Source organism: Shewanella sp. LC6, from assembly GCF_006385735.2.
In the GTDB taxonomy this organism is placed as follows: Bacteria; Pseudomonadota; Gammaproteobacteria; order Enterobacterales; family Shewanellaceae; genus Shewanella; species Shewanella xiamenensis.
In genome coordinates this window covers 1,732,919-1,750,874 of sequence record NZ_CP043902.1, presented here as the reverse complement: position 1 = coordinate 1,750,874, position 17,956 = coordinate 1,732,919, and the positions used below count along the sequence as shown (strand labels likewise).

The 17,956-nt window shown below is 46.8% G+C and carries 17 protein-coding genes; 7 read left to right on the top strand and 10 right to left on the bottom strand.

The genetic code is table 11. The features are described from left to right. Positions 1-2 precede the first annotated feature (2 nt). The 4 genes from FJD32_RS08010 to FJD32_RS07995 all read left to right on the top strand — a co-directional run bounded on the left by FJD32_RS08010 (position 3) and on the right by FJD32_RS07995 (position 6,938). Entirely contained in the window at positions 3-3,245 is a 3,243-nt protein-coding gene (locus tag FJD32_RS08010; protein WP_140906734.1) for an efflux RND transporter permease subunit, read from the top strand. A 41-nt stretch (positions 3,246-3,286) separates the two neighbouring features. Beyond that, positions 3,287-3,499 carry a DUF2892 domain-containing protein gene (locus tag FJD32_RS08005; protein WP_037420227.1) on the top strand — a complete coding sequence of 71 codons (213 nt, stop codon included), beginning with the start codon at positions 3,287-3,289 and terminating at the stop codon, positions 3,497-3,499. A 25-nt stretch (positions 3,500-3,524) separates the two neighbouring features. Then, complete coding sequence (locus tag FJD32_RS08000) at positions 3,525-3,923, top strand: rhodanese-like domain-containing protein (RefSeq protein WP_140906735.1); 399 nt, start codon at positions 3,525-3,527, stop codon at positions 3,921-3,923. 585 nt (positions 3,924-4,508) lie between these two features. Further along, a complete protein-coding gene (locus tag FJD32_RS07995) occupies positions 4,509-6,938 on the top strand; it encodes a S8 family serine peptidase (protein WP_140906736.1) in 2,430 nt (809 codons plus the stop codon). Positions 6,939-6,982: 44 nt separating this feature from the next. On the opposite strand, the gene FJD32_RS07990 is transcribed toward FJD32_RS07995, so the two are convergent. The 9 genes from FJD32_RS07990 to FJD32_RS07950 form a co-directional block, all read right to left on the bottom strand. After that, positions 6,983-7,528, bottom strand: coding sequence for a YaeQ family protein (locus tag FJD32_RS07990; protein WP_037420235.1), 546 nt, complete (start codon positions 7,526-7,528; stop codon positions 6,983-6,985). Between the two features lie 85 nt (positions 7,529-7,613). Next, a complete protein-coding gene (locus tag FJD32_RS07985) occupies positions 7,614-8,525 on the bottom strand; it encodes a bifunctional precorrin-2 dehydrogenase/sirohydrochlorin ferrochelatase (RefSeq protein ID WP_055648740.1) in 912 nt (303 codons plus the stop codon). A gap of 320 nt (positions 8,526-8,845) precedes the next feature. Further along, the gene (locus FJD32_RS07980) at positions 8,846-9,163 is read right to left on the bottom strand and encodes a DUF2007 domain-containing protein (RefSeq protein WP_037420242.1); all 318 of its coding nucleotides are present in this window, start codon (positions 9,161-9,163) and stop codon (positions 8,846-8,848) included. Between the two features lie 261 nt (positions 9,164-9,424). Further along, complete coding sequence (gene secF / locus FJD32_RS07975; RefSeq protein WP_037420245.1) at positions 9,425-10,372, bottom strand: protein translocase subunit SecF; 948 nt, start codon at positions 10,370-10,372, stop codon at positions 9,425-9,427. A gap of 12 nt (positions 10,373-10,384) precedes the next feature. Next, positions 10,385-12,235, bottom strand: coding sequence for a protein translocase subunit SecD (gene secD, locus FJD32_RS07970; protein ID WP_037420247.1), 1,851 nt, complete (start codon positions 12,233-12,235; stop codon positions 10,385-10,387). 17 nt (positions 12,236-12,252) lie between these two features. Then, on the bottom strand, positions 12,253-12,585 hold the full coding sequence (gene yajC, locus FJD32_RS07965; RefSeq protein WP_037420249.1) for a preprotein translocase subunit YajC: 333 nt from the start codon (positions 12,583-12,585) through the stop codon (positions 12,253-12,255). A 26-nt stretch (positions 12,586-12,611) separates the two neighbouring features. Further along, entirely contained in the window at positions 12,612-13,736 is a 1,125-nt protein-coding gene (tgt, locus tag FJD32_RS07960) for a tRNA guanosine(34) transglycosylase Tgt (RefSeq protein WP_011622165.1), read from the bottom strand. Between the two features lie 160 nt (positions 13,737-13,896). Continuing rightward, the gene (queA, locus tag FJD32_RS07955) at positions 13,897-14,934 is read right to left on the bottom strand and encodes a tRNA preQ1(34) S-adenosylmethionine ribosyltransferase-isomerase QueA (RefSeq protein ID WP_037420251.1); all 1,038 of its coding nucleotides are present in this window, start codon (positions 14,932-14,934) and stop codon (positions 13,897-13,899) included. 64 nt (positions 14,935-14,998) lie between these two features. After that, on the bottom strand, positions 14,999-15,205 hold the full coding sequence (locus FJD32_RS07950) for a hypothetical protein (protein WP_037420254.1): 207 nt from the start codon (positions 15,203-15,205) through the stop codon (positions 14,999-15,001). A gap of 188 nt (positions 15,206-15,393) precedes the next feature. Between FJD32_RS07950 and FJD32_RS07945 the strand changes: the two genes are divergently transcribed. The 3 genes from FJD32_RS07945 (at position 15,394) to FJD32_RS07935 (ending at position 17,333) form a co-directional block, all read left to right on the top strand. Further along, complete coding sequence (locus FJD32_RS07945; protein ID WP_140906737.1) at positions 15,394-16,008, top strand: acyl carrier protein phosphodiesterase; 615 nt, start codon at positions 15,394-15,396, stop codon at positions 16,006-16,008. Between the two features lie 19 nt (positions 16,009-16,027). Then, a complete protein-coding gene (locus FJD32_RS07940; protein ID WP_140906738.1) occupies positions 16,028-16,582 on the top strand; it encodes a protein disulfide oxidoreductase in 555 nt (184 codons plus the stop codon). 79 nt (positions 16,583-16,661) lie between these two features. Further along, a complete protein-coding gene (locus tag FJD32_RS07935; RefSeq protein ID WP_140906739.1) occupies positions 16,662-17,333 on the top strand; it encodes an RluA family pseudouridine synthase in 672 nt (223 codons plus the stop codon). Between the two features lie 133 nt (positions 17,334-17,466). Here FJD32_RS07935 and FJD32_RS07930 read toward each other — a convergent pair whose 3' ends face one another. Next, positions 17,467-17,901 (bottom strand): hypothetical protein, encoded by a 435-nt coding sequence (locus FJD32_RS07930; protein ID WP_140906740.1) that lies wholly within the window; start codon positions 17,899-17,901, stop codon positions 17,467-17,469. Positions 17,902-17,956 lie beyond the last annotated feature (55 nt).

Genomic DNA, 17,956 nt, shown 5'->3' with positions numbered 1-17,956 from the left:
GAATGAAACACGCTAATGAATCTCCGATGACACTTGGTATTTCGGGTCGGATTGCGGCCGCCTTCCAAAACAGTGCCATCACACCGCTGCTGGCACTTTTAGGCTTATTGCTCGGCTTATTTGCTATTTTAGTGACCCCAAAGGAAGAAGAACCACAGATTGACGTTACCTTTGCCGATGTCTTTATCCCCTTTCCTGGCGCCACTCCGGTCGAAGTTGAAAACTTAGTCACCCTGCCCGCCGAGCAAGTGATCTCTGAAATCAAAGGGATAGACACGCTCTATTCTTTCTCCCAACCCGATGGCGCCATGATCATTGTGATCTTTAAAGTCGGCGTAACCCGCAATGATGCCATAGTGAGTCTCTACAACCAGATTTATTCCAATATGGATAAACTGCCGCAGGGCGCGGGTGTGGGTGAACCATTAATTAAACCTCGGGGCATTGATGATGTACCTATTGTTAGCCTGACCTTATGGTCCAAGGACAAACAGGTCTCGGCCGAACAATTGACCCATGTTGCGCAAGGGTTAGAAACCGAAATCAAGCGTATCCCTGGCACGCGGGAGATATACACGGTCGGCCAACATGAGATAGTGGCCAATGTACGCATCGATCCCGCCAAAATGAATAGCTTTAATCTCACCTACGACAAGTTGAGACAAAGCCTAAATGACAATAATCACATCTCGATGCCTGCGTCTTTAGTACAAGGTAATCAAGAGATTAAGGTTCAGGCTGGGCAATTTTTACAAACAATAGACGATGTAAAACAGCTCGTTGTGAGTATTTCGCAGGATAAAAACGGCAAGCCTACCCCTGTTTATTTGGCCGATATCGCCGACATCAGTTTAAAGAGTGATATTCCCACTCAAAGCGTTTGGCACAGTGACAAGACAGATATTTACCCTGCGGTGACGATTGCCATAGGTAAACAACCGGGGCAAAACGCTGTCGATATCGCCGATGCAACGCTTGCTCGCATTGCTAAGGTCAAGAATGTATTGATCCCCAGCAATGTCGAAGTGACTGTTTCGCGCAACTATGGTGAGACGGCGGCGGATAAATCTAACACCCTTATTCTTAAGCTGATTTTTGCCACCAGCGCCGTTGTCGTATTGGTATTTTTAACCATGGGCGCCCGCGAGTCCTTAGTGGTCGGTGTCGCCATTATTATCACCTTGGCGATCACTCTATTCGCCTCATGGGCGTGGGGATTTACCCTCAACCGAGTGTCACTCTTCGCGCTGATTTTCTCCATCGGGATCTTGGTCGACGATGCCATTGTGGTAGTGGAAAACATTCACAGGCATATGGCGCTGGGTAAAAAATCCTTTAGTGAACTCATCCCCGTTGCGGTGGATGAAGTCGGCGGCCCGACGATTCTCGCCACCTTTACGGTTATCGCCGCCCTGCTGCCCATGGCATTTGTGTCAGGATTAATGGGCCCATACATGAGCCCGATTCCCATCAACGCCAGTATGGGCATGCTGATCTCCCTTGTGGTTGCCTTTGTGGTCACGCCCTGGCTAAGCCGTAAGCTGCTCAAACACCATAGTGGCCCAGCGACCGAAACTGTCCACAGCGACGATGCCGCGATAAATGAAAGTAAAATGGTGCGCCTGTTTACCCGTCTAATTGGCCCCTTCCTATTAGGTAAAGGCGCCCGTAAAGCACGGATTGGACTCGCTGCGGGTGTATTTGTATTGATCGGTATCGCCGTGGCCTTGCCCATAGGTCAGCTCGTGGTGTTAAAGATGCTCCCCTTCGATAATAAGTCAGAGTTCCAAGTGATGGTGGACATGCCAGAAGGCACACCAGTGGAACAAACCCAGCGCGTGCTTCAGGATTTAAGTCGTTACCTTGCCACTATACCCGAGGTGGAACATTTGCAGCTGTATGCTGGCACCAATGCGCCAATGAACTTTAACGGCTTAGTGCGTCACTATTTCCTACGTAATAGCCAAGAACTAGGCGATATTCAGGTCAATTTAGTCGATAAAAAGCATCGCAAACGCGATAGCCATAGCATTGCACTCTCAGTGAGAGAGGAACTACAGCAAATAGGTGCGCCATATCAAGCCAATATAAAAGTGGTTGAAGTACCACCAGGCCCACCAGTCTGGTCGCCGATTGTGGCCGAAGTCTATGGCCCAAGCCCTGCGATTCGTGAACAAGCAGCTTATGATCTGCAGTCACTGTTCCGTGAGACTCAAGATGTGGTCGATATTGATATCTTCTTACCCGCAGCACAGCAAAAATGGCAGGTGATGATCGACCGCTCTAAAGCTAGCCTGATGGCGGTGCCCTATAGCAATATCGTTGATTTAATTGCGACCTCAGTGGGCGGTAAGGATGTAAGCTACTTGCATATTGCTCAGCAAAAACACCCCGTGCCTATCCGCCTGCAACTGCAAGAAGGGGCGAAAATCGATTTAGAACAAGTGCTAAACATGAAGTTACAAAGCCAAACTGGGCAATCCGTGCCCGTGTCTGAGCTGGTGACCATCAAGCGCGGTAAAATCGATGCCCCTATTATCCATAAGAATATGATCCCTATGGTGATGGTGATTGCCGATATGGCAGGCCCGCTCGACAGTCCGCTCTATGGCATGTTCGACATGGCGGGCAAAATCGACGGCGACGGTGGCTTAGGTTTCGATCAGCATTATATCCACCAACCAACAGGCTTAGACTCAGTGGCCGTACTTTGGGACGGGGAATGGAAGATCACCTATGAAACTTTTAGAGATATGGGTATCGCCTATGCCGTGGGCATGATTGCAATTTACTTATTGGTCGTCGCCCAATTTAGATCCTATCTCGTGCCGCTTATCATTATGGCGCCCATCCCACTGACGGTGATTGGAGTGATGCCGGGTCATGCCCTGCTTGGTGCGCAATTTACCGCCACCTCGATGATTGGCATGATTGCCTTGGCGGGGATTATTGTCCGTAACTCGATATTATTAGTGGATTTTATCAATCAGGAAACCGCCTCAGGTGTGCCCTTTGAGCGCGCAGTGATCCACTCGGGTGCGGTGCGAGCCAAACCGATTATGCTGACCGCTTTGGCGGCCATGATTGGCGCCCTGTTTATTTTGGATGATCCGATTTTCAATGGGCTTGCGATCAGTCTGATTTTCGGGATTTTTATCTCGACCTTACTGACCCTAATCGTGATCCCTGTGCTTTACTACGCGGCGATGAAAAATCGCATAAACTTAACTCAAACAGCCGATTAACCCACAATAGGCAGCCATCGCGCTGCCTCTAGGAGCAAGCTATGTCACTCGAACGCAGCATTATGGCCTTTGCCGGATTTATGGTGTTACTGTCTTTGGTATTAACCGCTTTTGTTCACCATAACTTTTTGTGGTTAACCGCCTTCGTAGGCGCTAACCTATTCCAAAGCGCTTTCACGGGTTTTTGCCCAGCGGCAATGGTATTACGCAAGCTCGGCGTCAAATCCGAAGCTGAAATCGCTAAACAACGTTAATGCAGATTTGCAAAGGAGAAAGTCAGTGTTTAACAAGTTACTGTTTGGCAGTAAAAAATTACTTGGAGTAGCCCTATTGAGTCTTTTGTCACTCTCCATAGTACCTCATGCAGCAAATGCGACAGATCAACAGCCTCAAGTAGCATGGGAGAAAATCGCTGCTGGGGCTATGGTGCTTGATGTTCGCACCCCTGAGGAATTTGCCGCGGGTCATTTAGCCAATGCGGTTAATATTCCCTTTGAGCAAGTCGCCGCCGAGTTTGCTAAGCGCGGTATCGCCAAAGATGCGCCAGTGGTGTTGTATTGCCGCAGCGGTCGACGCAGCAGTATCGCGACCGAAGCCTTGGTCGCGGCGGGTTACACTCAGACCTATAACGGTGGCGGTTATCAGACCTTAGCCGACGCTCAGCCTAAAACAGAGTAACTTGCTGTTTCGATTCACGATGGAAAAGCGCCTGTTGGCGCTTTTTTATATTTCTGCCGAGGTTCATGTATCTCACCCACCACTCACTAGTCGATTATCCTGTTGCGCTCATGCATAAAAGCCAATAAATTGGCAAATGCCAAACCACCGACGCATTAACTCAATAAAATTGCATAATCAATCACTTGAATTAAACTCAATATCAAACACTGAAAAATACTATAGATTTTTCATCTTTTAATTCCAAAAAAATATAACTTTAAATTTCAACAAACTATACAGTTACATTAACCCATTGTTCGCTGTTAAAGCCGCTAGAATTCACTTTTACTTATTCACCTTTTCCACATAAATAAACATAAATAGCGCCAACACATTCGTTACAAGTTGTAACAATTGATTATTTATTCAATAAATTCGCTTATTACCTCAGGCAATTTTACCAACCGCCATACCATTAACATTTAATTTACAAATACTTACACGAAAGATAAATTCACTAACCGAGTAGCATCTGAGTCGTAGTTATTCTTTAAAAGCACAAAATAATAATGATTAACTCTAAATTGAACATGGAAGAAAAACATGACAATCAACCGAACCACTAAAATAGCCCTGAGTTTATCCAGCTTAGCTATTGCAATTTCAGCAAGTGTTCATGCTGCCCCCGACGTACCGGGTTTCAACGCAGCGATGCAAGCACAGACCTCTCCTTTGCCTAAGCGCTATATCGTTAAATTTAAAAATGCCGATGCCCCCGCTCTGATGTCTGTAGATAGTGCTCAAGTCAGCGACCAATTACCCACCACCATGAACTACCAGCCTCAAGTGGCTGAAATTAGCGCCCAGCACAGTGTGCTGAACAAGGCGCAAGCCAAAGAAATGAAGCGTATTGGCCGCAGTAACAGCTACTCAGTTAAGCTGGATAACAATGGCATTAAGGCATTAAGAGCCCGCGCCGATGTGGAATATGTGGAAGAGGACATGCCACGTAGGCTCTTAAACGAAACAACGCCTTGGGGACAAACCTTTGTGGGTGCGACCCAATTAAGCGATAGCCAAGCGGGTAACCGCACCATCTGTATTATCGACTCAGGTTATGACCGTGGTCACAGCGACTTAAGCGGTAACAATGTCACAGGTACCAATAACTCCGGCACCGGTAATTGGTTTGAACCTGGCAATAACAATGCCCATGGTACCCACGTTGCCGGTACTATCGCAGCGATCGCCAACAACGACGGCGTTATTGGCGTGATGCCAAATCAAAATGCCAATATCCATGTGATTAAAGTATTTAATGAAGCTGGCTGGGGTTACTCATCTTCACTCGTATCGGCGGTCGATACCTGTGTTAATAATGGCGCCAATGTGGTCACCATGAGTTTAGGTGGCGCAGGCTCAAGTACAACCGAGCGCAATGCCTTAGCCGCCCACTACAATAACGGCGTACTCTTGATTGCAGCCGCGGGTAACGATGGTAACAATACCCATAGCTACCCCGCTTCGTACGATGCGGTAATGTCAGTAGCGTCTGTTGATAATCACAAAGACCACTCAGCCTTCTCGCAATACACCAACCAAGTCGAGATCTCTGGTCCTGGTGAAGCCATTCTCTCTACCGTTACACGCGGTGAAGGACGTTTAGCCGATATTACTATCGGTGGTCAGTCATACTTTAACTCCGGCGTTGTGCCACACAATCGCTTTACGCCATCAGGCACTAACTATGCGCCCAATCCATACAATGGCACGGCAACCGCAACCTTAGCCGAATGTACGGTTAGCGGCTCAACCTTCAACTGCGGCAATATGACCAACAAAGTCTGTCTAGTTGAGCGAGTGGGTAACCAAGGCACTTCTTATCCAGAAATCAATGCGGTAAAAGCCTGTAAGAATGCGGGCGCTAGCGCTGTTATCGTGTACAGTAACACCGCCTTACCTGGACTACAAAACCCCTTCTTGGTCGATGCTAACAGCGAAATCAACATGGTGTCAGTGTCTGTTGACCGTGCAACCGGTCTAGCACTGCGTAACCAGTTAGGTGCAACCGTTACCGTGAGCAACCAAGGTAATAAAGACTACGAGTACTACAACGGTACATCGATGGCGACTCCACATGTGTCAGGCGTGGCAACCTTAGTGTGGAGCTATCACCCAGAATGTAGCGCTGCTCAGGTGCGTAATGCACTCAAGCAAACGGCTGAAGACTTAGGCACAGCTGGCCGTGATGATTACTATGGTTATGGTCTGGTCAATGCCGTTGCAGCGAAAACCTTCTTAGATGCGTCCTGTAATGGTCCTACGGATCCGGTTGACCCTACACCAACTGACAGCGTGTTAGTGAACGGTGTGCCAAAAACAGGTCTAAGCGGCGCCGCCAGTGAAGAACTGCATTTCTCTTTTGAAGTACCACAGGGTGCAACTAACTTAGGCTTTGTGATGAACGGTGGCACGGGTGATGCGGATCTGTACGTACAGTACGGCGCAGCGCCAACGACCTCAAACTACGATTGCCGTCCATACAAAGGTGGTAACAGTGAATCTTGCCCAATTAGCAACGTTCAATCAGGTACTTACTACGCGATGGTGAAAGGCTATTCAGCCTTTAGCGGTGTATCGTTAACCGCAAGCTACACAGCCCAAAGCGGTGGTGGTACTCCTACCACGCCAGCAAGCTACACCAACACCGATAACTACAATATTCCTGATAACAAGACCGCAGGTATCACGAGCCCAATCACAGTGACTCGCACGGGTAACTCAGGCACAGTGACTGCCGTGGTGAATATTGTTCACCCTTATATTGGTGACTTAAAAGTGCAATTGATCAGCCCAAGTGGTCAAACTTCAACATTGCACAATAGAACAGGTTCTGGCACTGACAATATCAACAAGAGCTACACAGTGGATATGACTGGCGTTGAGTCAAGCGGTGTGTGGAAACTTAAAGCAGTAGATAGCGGCCGTGGTGACGTAGGCTATATCGATAGCTGGGAATTGAAATTCCAATAATCACAGCGAATTAACACAAGAGCCTGCAATCGCAGGCTCTTTTATTATTGATAATCCTTAAGCATCTCTGGTTCGATAAGCAGACTATGCTCATTATCCGATAACCAGACTTGCCCTTCACTGATAGAAGCTTGCAGCGACATAGTCCGGCTCACTAAGGCCTCCATCGCCGTCACTGACTCTTCGGCAATATTCCATACTTTCAAATTTTTATAGCGCTCTAATGCTGCTTGATTCTGTTTCCACCAAATAGGAACACTACGTCCGCCGTAGGTAAACAGCTGCACCGCTTTCGCACGGCCGCTCGCCTTACGCAGCCATTTTTCATCGGCTTGGCCAAACTCAATCCACAGGTTGACTTCCCCTGAGAGACTCTTATCCCACAGTTCGGGTTCATCATCGACGCACAATCCCTTAGTAAAGCTTAAGGTCTCGGAAGCATTGAGGATAAATGCCAGCAAACGCACCATCATGCGACCATCGGTTTCCGAAGGATGCTGCGCTAACGTCAGTTGATGATCTTGATAATATCCCCGGTCCATATCAGCGATCTGAAGATTGACCTTAAACACGGTCGCTTTAAGCGCCATAGTACATCCTAAGCTTAATGATAAAAAATAACGGCGAGTCTACCTAAGACTCGCCGTCAGCTCAAACAAACTGCGATAAAGAAGACTAAATCGCCCCGGGGCGTAAATGCTTCGCGACAGGAAAGTGGGCCTTTAGCTGATTAATTTTCTGAGTATCGGCAACAATCAGCATTCTTGTGCCCTGCTCATATTCGTGAGTTATTTCGCTAAGAGCGAGTAATCCGCCGCGGTTAGCATCACGGCGAACGAATTCTGATAATTCATCCGTTAAGGTCTCTTGGCTATAAATCCAGTCAAGGCGTTGCAGTAACGGCATGGCCGCCAGCGGCAATAACTCGACGGGGGTGGCCTCATCCAATAACAGGATTTCTCCACGGCTGACGATATGGTTAAAAGCATTTTGGTAATGCTCTAGCGTACGTGCATCAAACCTATCACCATTGGTATCGAAAAAACGTTCCCAAAATAATCGACGTGTCGCGGTTTTGGTGAGGCGTTGTTGTACTTCGAGACGTTTGTCGGCCACAAAGTCAAATAGCGGTTTCAAGGATTGCGGTAGACTGGCTTCTAATCTCGCTCGGATGGTACGGGCAAATACAGGCGCGGCCCCTGCCGTACTGATCGCCACAACAAGGCGCCCTCTATCCACGATGGACGGCGTAATAAAACGGCAAAAAGCGGGATTGTCCACGGCATTAACCCAAATGCCACGCTCAGTGGCTAAGGTCGCTAATTCACTATTGAGTTTATCGTTGGCCGTTGCGAGATAAATAAGATCGTAATTTTGAATATCAGCCTGCACGACTGATCGTTGTGACAATAATATCCGTCCCTTATCAGCATAGGCTTGCACCTCAGAATTTACCTCTGGCGCAATAACATGGATATTCGCTTCGGTACGCGTCAGCAAGGCAAGTTTACGACTCGCTACATCCCCTGCCCCAACAAGCAGCACATTCAGATTAACGGTATCAATAAATAACGGGAAATATTGCATCGTATAAGCCTAATAAATATTGAGTAAAAACAAACTTCAATTATTTTCATGCACAGGGTTAACATCTGTTTTGGCCTATAAAAATCAAGGCTCTGATTCTAAACAGCGTTAACTCAACATTATGAATAAACGCATTATCTGACAGAATAATGCAGGCATATCTTATCGTACTAACTAAATGATAAGTCAGCGTAGATTAACACGATACTCAACAATAAATACTTAATAATATGAATAAGTTAGAAAATTTTTATCTAAATAAAAATATGCAATGATGGTCGGGAATATGGATCCCGACGATAGATGGATTGATGAGTAAATTAATTATGGCTCTCGCTACGCTCAGCACTACAATGCCAACACAATTCGAAGCTGCCCTCATTCATCTCATGGCACTGTACACATTGCCATTGGGGACTAACCACATCCAAGCCGCTTAATTGCGCTTGTGCGTTAGCCAACTGCGACTCTCGAACCCAAAGCTCAACATTGTGAAGATTGGCAGGTAACTCACCAACGCCACCCAACAAGGCCTCTCCACGCAACTCCACATGAATACCGCAGGCTTCTAATAATCCCTTCCATGTATGGGCCTGTAATAGGTTTCCACCAGCAATTAATGTTTTACGTTCTTCCATGCGACTTCCTACTGCATTTATCTTTTAAAAATAGCGGCAGCCGACATCCTACAGTGAAATAACTGAGCCTGTCGAGTGCTGTTTTTTACGCCAGTTGTTAATCAATTTAACATTTACGTTTTACAGCATTAGTCACTATAAAGTTGTGAGTTTGATAGCAGATTATCGAAAGTGAGTAATCATGGCGAAAAAAATGCCACTTTAAAAGTGGCATTTTTATCAACAATATTGGTATCTAAAATAGATTAATTTGAGACCAATTTACGGCATCATCGGTGGTTGATCTGCACCTTCTTTCTCTATCTCAACTGGCATCATATGCTCACGGCAAATGCCGAGTTTGATCGCTAAGAAACTCGCCACATAGATAGAAGAGTAAGTACCAACGAAAATACCCAGTAACAGTGCGGTCGCAAAGCCATGGATCATGGTGCCGCCCTTCAGGAACAGCGCAACAACTGTCACCAGCGTCGTACCCGTCGTGATAATGGTACGGCTCATGGTTTGGGTAATTGAAACGTTCACGACTTCTTCAGGATCGCTCTTACGCATCTTGAGGAAGTTTTCACGGATACGGTCAAATACCACAATGGTATCGTTCAGTGAGTAACCCACAACGGTTAACACACCGGCTAATACTGTTAGGTCAAACTCCAGTTGAAATACTGAAAACACCCCTAAGGTCACAATCACGTCATGGGCCAATGCCGCGACTGAACCCGCAGCCAAACGCCATTCGAAACGAAACGAAACGTAGATCATGATACAGATTAGTGCAACTAACACGGCTAAACCGCCCTGCTCAGCCAGTTCTTTACCCACCTGAGGACCGACGAATTCAACCCGTTTTTGTTGAACGCCTGCATCCACTTGCTGAGCAGCTGTCATCACAGATTTAACCTGAGCATCGCTGCTCACGCCTTCTTTCACCGACAGACGAACTAACACGTCGCGACTTGAACCAAAGTTTTGCACAATCGCGCCATCTAATTCAGGCGATGACAGTTTTGTACGCAACACGTTCAAATCAACAGGTTGAGTGAACTCCATCTCAACCACAGTACCGCCAGTAAAGTCTAAGCCCCAGTTGATACCCTTAGTCGCCAGAGAAACAAGCGAACCCAATACCAAAATGGCCGACATAATACTGATAGGCAGCGCATGACGGAGGAAGTTAACCGTACGTTTTAAAGATAAAATTTCTAACATTATCGCTTCCCCTTAGATAGACAGCGTCTTCACGCGCTTACCGCCCCAAATCGCGTTAACGATTGCGCGGGTTCCCACGATAGCGGTAAACATTGATGTCGCAATACCGATCATCAGGGTCACTGCGAAGCCTTTGATCGCGCCCGTACCTACGGCGAACAGGATCAATGCTGTTAAGAAGGTAGTAATGTTAGCGTCGGCGATAGTAGAGAATGCGTTGCCGTAACCTTCGTGAATGGCCTGCTGCACGCTGCGACCAGCACGTAACTCTTCACGGATACGCTCGTAAATCAGTACGTTACCATCAACCGCCATACCCACAGTTAACACCATACCCGCAATACCTGGCAGGGTTAACACGGCGCCAGGGATCATAGACATCACCCCAACCACCATCACTAAGTTGGCCGTTAGGGCCAAGTTGGCGATAAAGCCAAAACTGCGGTAGTAAACCAACATGAAGATAAGCACGACTGCCATACCCCAGATCATGGCTTGCACACCGCTTTCGATGTTTTCCGCACCTAGGCTTGGACCAATGGTACGCTCTTCCACAATCGATACTGGCGCGATCAAAGCACCCGCACGTAGCAATAACGCGAGGTTTTGTGCTTCACCGTGGCTTAACCCAGTGATCACAAAGTTGCGGCCTAAACGTGCTTGAATCGTCGCTACTGAAATCACTTCTTGGATTTTCAGCATTTTGACGCTGCCATCGGCGTTACGTTCACCACTGTCTTTATATTCAATGAATAAGGTCGCCATCGGTTTACCGATATTGTCCTTAGTCACATTAGAAAAAATGGTACCGCCTTTAGCGTCGAGGTTAATGCTTACCTGTGGACGGCTATATTGGTCAAAGCTGGGTTGTGCGCCAGTGATATGATCACCCGTTAGCATCACTTCCTTCTTCAACACCACTTGACCGCCTTCACGGCGTTGATACACCTCAGAACCCGCGGGTATACGGCCAGATTGCGCCGCATTAGGGTCAGCCTTATCGTCCACCATATGGAATTCAATCGATGCGGTTGCACCTAAAATTTCCTTGGCGCGAGCGGTATCTTGTACACCAGGTAACTCAACGATAATACGCTCAGCACCTTGGCGTTGTACCACAGGCTCAGCTACCCCTAACTCGTTCACACGGTTACGGATAGTGGTAATGTTTTGCTGCAACGCTTCTTCTTTAATCTGCTTGAGATAGGTTTCGCTCATCACGGCTTGCAGGGCAAAATCTTCACCCTTGCTCACATCGGTGAACACCATATCGTTGCTGCGAGATTTTAAGAAACGTTCTGCACTGGCTAAACTTTCAGCATCACGGAATTTAATCTCGATACCTTGAGCATTGTTGCGAATGCCCGCGTAACGGATTTTTTCTTCCCGTAATTGTGAACGGAAATCAGCCACTTTGGCTTCTTCCATCTTACGAATGGCTTCGCCCATGTCCACTTCCATCAGGAAGTGCACACCACCACGAAGGTCCAAACCGAGTTTCATTGGGCTACCACCCATAGACTCGAGCCATTTAGGTGTTGCAGGGGCAAGGTTAAGTGCTACGGTAAACTTATCACCTAAGTCTTCGGCGATGGTTTCCTTGGCCAACAACTGTTGATCCGCGTTTTGTACGCGAACCAACAATTGGCCTTTTTCAAGCTCAGAACGCTTTACCGCAATGCCCTTACTGGCTAACAGCTCGTTCACTCTGGCTTGGGTAGATGCCGTGACTTCAGCACCTCGAGTCGCCACTACTTGCACCGCATGATCTTCACCGAACAGGTTAGGTACGGCATAGAAACAACCTATGGCGATGATAAGCACCACCATAATGTTCTTCCACATTGGGTATTTATTTAACACGCCTGAGCCCTCTTGGCTTACAACGACTGGATAGAGCCCTTAGGCAATACAGCTGCAATGTAATCTTTTTTAATTGTAATTTGAGTCGTGTCGTTCAAGCTCAGTAACACGTAGTCATTGTCATCGCTGATCTTTGCAATCTTGCCTAAAATGCCGCCGCTGGTGAGCACTTCATCACCTTTTCCAAGTGATGACATCAGGTTTTTGTGCTCTTTAACACGCTTCGATTGCGGACGGAAAATCATGAAATAGAAAATCAGGCCGAAAATCACCAGCATGAAAATCAATTCCATAGTGCCACCACTCTGTGGAGCGCCAGCAGCATTTGCATATGCATTTGAAATGAACATAGTTTTCTCTTCTTATTAGCAAAAAATCAATCGACTAACTCTGGTACTTCGCGACCTTGACTGGTATAGAAGTCCTTCACAAAGGCGTCTAATGTACCCGTCTCAATCGCACCGCGCAAACCTTCCATTAACATTTGATAGTATCTCAGGTTGTGAATGGTGTTTAAACGCGCACCCAGAATCTCATTACAACGATCTAAATGGTAAAGGTATGCCCGTGAATAGTTTTTACAGGTATAACAATCACATTTAGGATCGAGCGGTGAAGTGTCATCACGATGACGCGCGTTGCGGATCTTGATGACACCTTCACTGGTAAACAGATGGCCGTTGCGGGCGTTACGGGTTGGCATCACACAGTCAAACATGTCGATACCACGACGCACACCTTCAACTAAATCCTCTGGCTTACCGACCCCCATCAGATAGCGCGGCTTGTCAGCAGGAATTTGTGGACAGACATGCTCAAGAATGCGGTGCATGTCTTCCTTAGGCTCACCTACGGCCAAACCACCGACGGCATAACCGTCGAAACCAATTTCGACTAAGCCTTTTAAGCTCTCGTCGCGTAAATCTTCATAAACACTGCCTTGGATAATCCCAAATAATGAATTGGGGTTTTCCAGGCGGTCAAACTCGTCGCGTGAACGCTTAGCCCAACGCAGTGACATCTGCATTGACTTGCGCGCTTCATCTTCGGTTGCTGGATACGGAGTACATTCGTCAAAAATCATTACCACATCACTGCCCAATGCATGTTGAATTTGCATTGATTTTTCAGGATCTAAGAAGATTTTCTCGCCGTTAATTGGCGAGCGGAAATGCACACCTTCTTCAGTAATTTTACGAATATCACCCAAACTGAACACTTGGAAACCGCCCGAATCGGTCAGAATAGGACGCTGCCAATTCATAAAATCGTGAAGGTCACCATGCTTACGCATGATTTCTTCGCCAGGGCGTAACCACAGGTGGAAAGTGTTACCGAGCAGAATATCGGCGCCAGTAGCACGCACTTCTTCTGGCGTCATTCCTTTTACCGTACCGTAAGTCCCTACAGGCATAAATGCTGGGGTTTCCACTGTACCACGTTCAAAAATCAAGCGACCACGGCGCGCACGGCCGTCGGTAGTGTCAAGTTCAAATTTCATCATTCACCTCGCCAGATAAACAGTCTGACTACATTTTTAATGGCAAGCGCCATTTTGATTAACAATAGAGATAGGGACAGTTCAAAAAGGTTCAACCTTTGGCTGAAAAAATCCCCGCCCAAACTCAATGTGGGCGGCTATTTTAAAACAAAATCTTGGTCTAGTGAGCTTTTTTCGTCACAAACATGGCATCGCCATAGCTAAAGAAGCGATATTTTTGCGTGATAGCGTGTTGATACGCCGCCATAACATGATCAAAACCAGCAAAGGCACTAACCAACATGATGAGCGTCGATTCCGGCAGGTGAAAGTTAGTAATCATGGCATCGACGATTTGGAACTGATACCCAGGGTAGATAAAGATATCGGTATCACCGCTAAAAGCGGTTAACTCACCTTCACTTGCACGGGCCGCACTCTCCAGTGAACGTACAGACGTCGTGCCCACAGCAACCACACGCTTGCCTGCCGCTTTCGTTTGGGCAATTAAATCCACCACATCCTGCGGCACATTGGCCCACTCGGAATGCATTTTGTGCTCGAGCACATTATCGACGCGCACGGGTTGGAAGGTGCCTGCACCGACGTGCAGAGTCACAAAGGCGATATTTACGCCCTTGGCTTTTAATGCCTCAAGCATGACATCATCAAAGTGTAGACCCGCCGTAGGCGCGGCAACCGCACCGGGGTTCTGGTTATACACGGTTTGATAGCGCTCTTTATCGGCATCCTCATCGGGACGGTCGATATAAGGTGGCAGTGGCATATGCCCTACCGCTTCGAGCACTTCTAAAATTGTGAGATCGGATAAGAGTTCGAGTTCAAATAAGGCGTCATGGCGAGCAGCCATCTTCATCTCATAACCGCCGTCGAGATGAATAATGCTATCTACTTTTGGGGATTTAGAGCTGCGCACATGGGCGAGGATACGCTTATCGTCGAGCATACGCTCAACTAAAATCTCGAGTTTGCCACCACTGGCCTTTTGGCCAAATAAACGTGCTGGGATCACCCGAGTATTGTTAAATACCATTAAATCACCGGGATTAATCATCTCCAGCAGATCGGTAAACTGTTTATCGGCGAGCGTGCCAGTATTGCCATCTAAGGTTAACAGACGTGACGCCGTACGTTGCGCCATGGGATAACGAGCGATAAGTTCGTCGGGAAGATCGAAAGAAAAGTCTGTTACGCGCATGCAAAGGCCTCTAGATAGCTTAGAACGGCGGCTAGTCTATGGTTAGAGGCCAATAAGATCAAGATTACTTGTTCACGATATCCATATCGGTCACTGCATCCTGCTCATTGAGCGTATTTGAGCTCAATGCGTCATCTACATCATATTTAGCCCGAGTGCGGGCAAAATGATCGATGCTGAAACTATGTTGCTCATAGGGAATATCAACCAGCATTTTTTTACGTTTGGGACGCTCGTCTTTACCAAGCATTTTGATGAACCAGTTCCACATCGTCCATGATCCTTAACAGGTTAGTTGATTAGCGCATTTTCTGTCTTTAGCATCAGCATTTACACTCCTGTTAGAAATGCTGAATCTAGCACTACCTTACAAAAGCACTCGATTTTTGCCTATTTGCACTTTCCTCAGCGCGCCTGCCCATGATAACGTGAACCAACGCGATTAACCAAGCACAAAAAATGAACATTCTTACACACTTACATCTGGCTGATATCAGTAAAACCCACCTTGGTGCCAATCTAGCAGGCAATTTTATTACCGCGTCGATAGACAATGCCCCACAAGCACTACGCCAAGGACTGTGGTTAAACCATGAAATCAATCAGCTCTGCGCGACCCATGAGTTGACTCAAGAACTCATCGCATTGTTTCCTAAACAGTTAACAAGTATAGCAGCAGATTTGATGTTCATCAGTTTCGATTATTATTTAGCCTTCTACTGGGAAGAATATCATCATCTGTCACTGCCTGATTTTAGCCAAAAAGCCTATAGTGAACTGGCAGAATTTGCCGCACAAAGCGATGTGTATCACCCTCAGCCATGCCTAGACATTATCGCCGATATGCGCCGTCAAGATTGGTTAAACGGCTACGCCACACCTAAGGGCATTCAACAGGCATTAACCCAAAGGGCCAAAGGTCATCCGCACAGTGCTTTATTTAACGGTGCGGATAAAATTTTAGTCCAAATGCAGATTGAGACAGAAACCGCCTTTCGTACCTTCTACCCCCAGTTGATGGCCTATACCCGTATTTGGAGCCGTAAAACTCCGAGTGACTATTTACCCGAATAATCCCGAGGAGACCATCTCAGTGATAAGAGCAAGCTCAAGGGAGCAATCACCTCATCCAAAGGGATGGAAACAAAAACTGCAAAGCCCTCGATTTTGGCTAAAGCAGCTTAGGGATTTAACCATTATTGCGCTACTGCTCTATGGGGTAAGCCTCTATTTACAACGGGATATGGTCACAGGCCAAGCGCCAGTATTAAGCGGTATTACCATTGATGGCGGCAAGTTTGCACTTAATACAACCCAAACTGAGCCAACATTAGTCTATTTCTGGGGAACCTGGTGCCCAGTATGCCGCGTAACATCGCCGATGGTTGAGACCATCAGCCAAAATCATCGAGTGATTTCAGTCGCCGTTGCTTCAGGTAGTGATAGTGAGATTCAAACCTTTATGGATGAACATCAATATCACTTTCCGGTACTTAATGATGATAGTGGAACGCAAAGTGCTCTCTGGGGCGCGATGGCATTTCCGGCCATTTATGTTATCGATACGCAAGGAAATATTCGTTACGTTACCTCAGGAGTAACGTCTACCTGGGGGATGAAGTTTAGATTATGGTTAGCGCAGTTTTAATGCCCTATGTCATTGTTGAGAATATACTGCTTAGTAACTGATATTTTGCTAGTATGGCCACGCAAAAGATGAGGATACGATGCAGATATTTGATTACCAGCCCCCTTCAGTCCCTTGGTTAGATCTTCGCTATCAAGATAGAGATGTGATCGTTATTAATAAACCTTCGGGCTTATTGTCTAATCCCGGCAGAGCCGCACATACCTTCGATTGTGCCCTCACTCGGCTGCAACGTCTTTATCCTGAAACGATTCTGGTGCACAGACTCGACTGCGCCACCTCAGGAATTATGGTTTTTGCGCGCAATAAAAAAGCCGAATCCCACTTAAAAACCCAGTTTCAAGATCGACAAAGTGAGAAAGTGTATATTGCCGAGGTCATGGGACTGGTCGAGCTGGATGCAGGTATGATTGATTTAGCTATCGCCCCCGATCCCGAGCACCCACCCTATCAAAAGACGCAAGCGGCGGGGACGGCTGGCGCGAAAAGTGCTCTTACCCATTACCGAGTGCTCGAAAGACGCGAAAACAGCACCTTAGTGGAATTAACCCCAGAAACGGGCCGAACCCACCAGCTTAGGGTACATATGCTCGCCCTTGGGCATCCCATTTTAGGGGATGAATTTTATGGTAATGCTGAGGTGATCAAGGCCAGACCGAGACTGTGTCTCCATGCCCAAAGCTTGAGCTTTACCCATCCGTATTCGGGTAAAAGGATGCATTTTTACAGTCAGCATTCTTTCAATGAATAATCGGCAAAAATACAAGAGGTCGCGTTAAGCGACCTCTGTTTTAACCAAACCTGACCATCCCGCTACACAGGGATAAGCTTGAGAGGGAATATTATTCGCCCAACTCAGTTGCCATTAAAAAATCACAACCGTTTTAAGCAACGCGCTGATTAAAATCAATATCCACAACTAATTTATCTACTTGAAAATAACTACCCTGTTCGTTGCAAAATTGCAGTTGCATATTAGGCGTTACCATAAAATACTCACCGAAGAAATTACCGCCCACATCTTCTACTTTTTTGCCCTGTGGCGTATCAGTTAAATTGACTTCATCTAAGCTATGGCAGCCATCACTGAACCAAGTTTCTAAATAATATTTATCTGCTTCTTTATAGAGGGTAATTTTGTCACCTAGCAGTGGACGCTCATCTAACCAACGACCAATAATTTCACGATTTTGCATATCTGTCTCCCGCCAATGTAGGCGACGGCGTTTTTCAATCCCAGACATCCTGATATCCTTATGCAATACCCAATCACCTAAAGTGAACGTCAGTTGTGGTAGTACATTAAGCATAGAACCCATATACCGCTTTACTCCCCCGAGTCGCAAATTACGTCAAACTCATCAAAAAATGTAA

Bases quoted from the DNA above. Each gene is read 5' to 3' on its own strand.
- FJD32_RS08010 (WP_140906734.1), top strand. From the start codon at position 3: ATGAAACACGCTAATGAATCTCCGATGACACTTGGTATTTCGGGTCGG.
- FJD32_RS08005 (WP_037420227.1), top strand. From the start codon at position 3,287: ATGTCACTCGAACGCAGCATTATGGCCTTTGCCGGATTTATGGTGTTA.
- FJD32_RS07995 (WP_140906736.1), top strand. From the start codon at position 4,509: ATGACAATCAACCGAACCACTAAAATAGCCCTGAGTTTATCCAGCTTA.
- FJD32_RS07990 (WP_037420235.1), bottom strand. From the start codon at position 7,528: ATGGCGCTTAAAGCGACCGTGTTTAAGGTCAATCTTCAGATCGCTGAT.
- FJD32_RS07985 (WP_055648740.1), bottom strand. From the start codon at position 8,525: ATGCAATATTTCCCGTTATTTATTGATACCGTTAATCTGAATGTGCTG.
- FJD32_RS07980 (WP_037420242.1), bottom strand. From the start codon at position 9,163: ATGGAAGAACGTAAAACATTAATTGCTGGTGGAAACCTATTACAGGCC.
- secF (WP_037420245.1), bottom strand. From the start codon at position 10,372: ATGTTAGAAATTTTATCTTTAAAACGTACGGTTAACTTCCTCCGTCAT.
- yajC (WP_037420249.1), bottom strand. From the start codon at position 12,585: ATGTTCATTTCAAATGCATATGCAAATGCTGCTGGCGCTCCACAGAGT.
- tgt (WP_011622165.1), bottom strand. From the start codon at position 13,736: ATGAAATTTGAACTTGACACTACCGACGGCCGTGCGCGCCGTGGTCGC.
- queA (WP_037420251.1), bottom strand. From the start codon at position 14,934: ATGCGCGTAACAGACTTTTCTTTCGATCTTCCCGACGAACTTATCGCT.
- FJD32_RS07950 (WP_037420254.1), bottom strand. From the start codon at position 15,205: ATGTGGAACTGGTTCATCAAAATGCTTGGTAAAGACGAGCGTCCCAAA.
- FJD32_RS07945 (WP_140906737.1), top strand. From the start codon at position 15,394: ATGAACATTCTTACACACTTACATCTGGCTGATATCAGTAAAACCCAC.
- FJD32_RS07935 (WP_140906739.1), top strand. From the start codon at position 16,662: ATGCAGATATTTGATTACCAGCCCCCTTCAGTCCCTTGGTTAGATCTT.
- FJD32_RS07930 (WP_140906740.1), bottom strand. From the start codon at position 17,901: ATGGGTTCTATGCTTAATGTACTACCACAACTGACGTTCACTTTAGGT.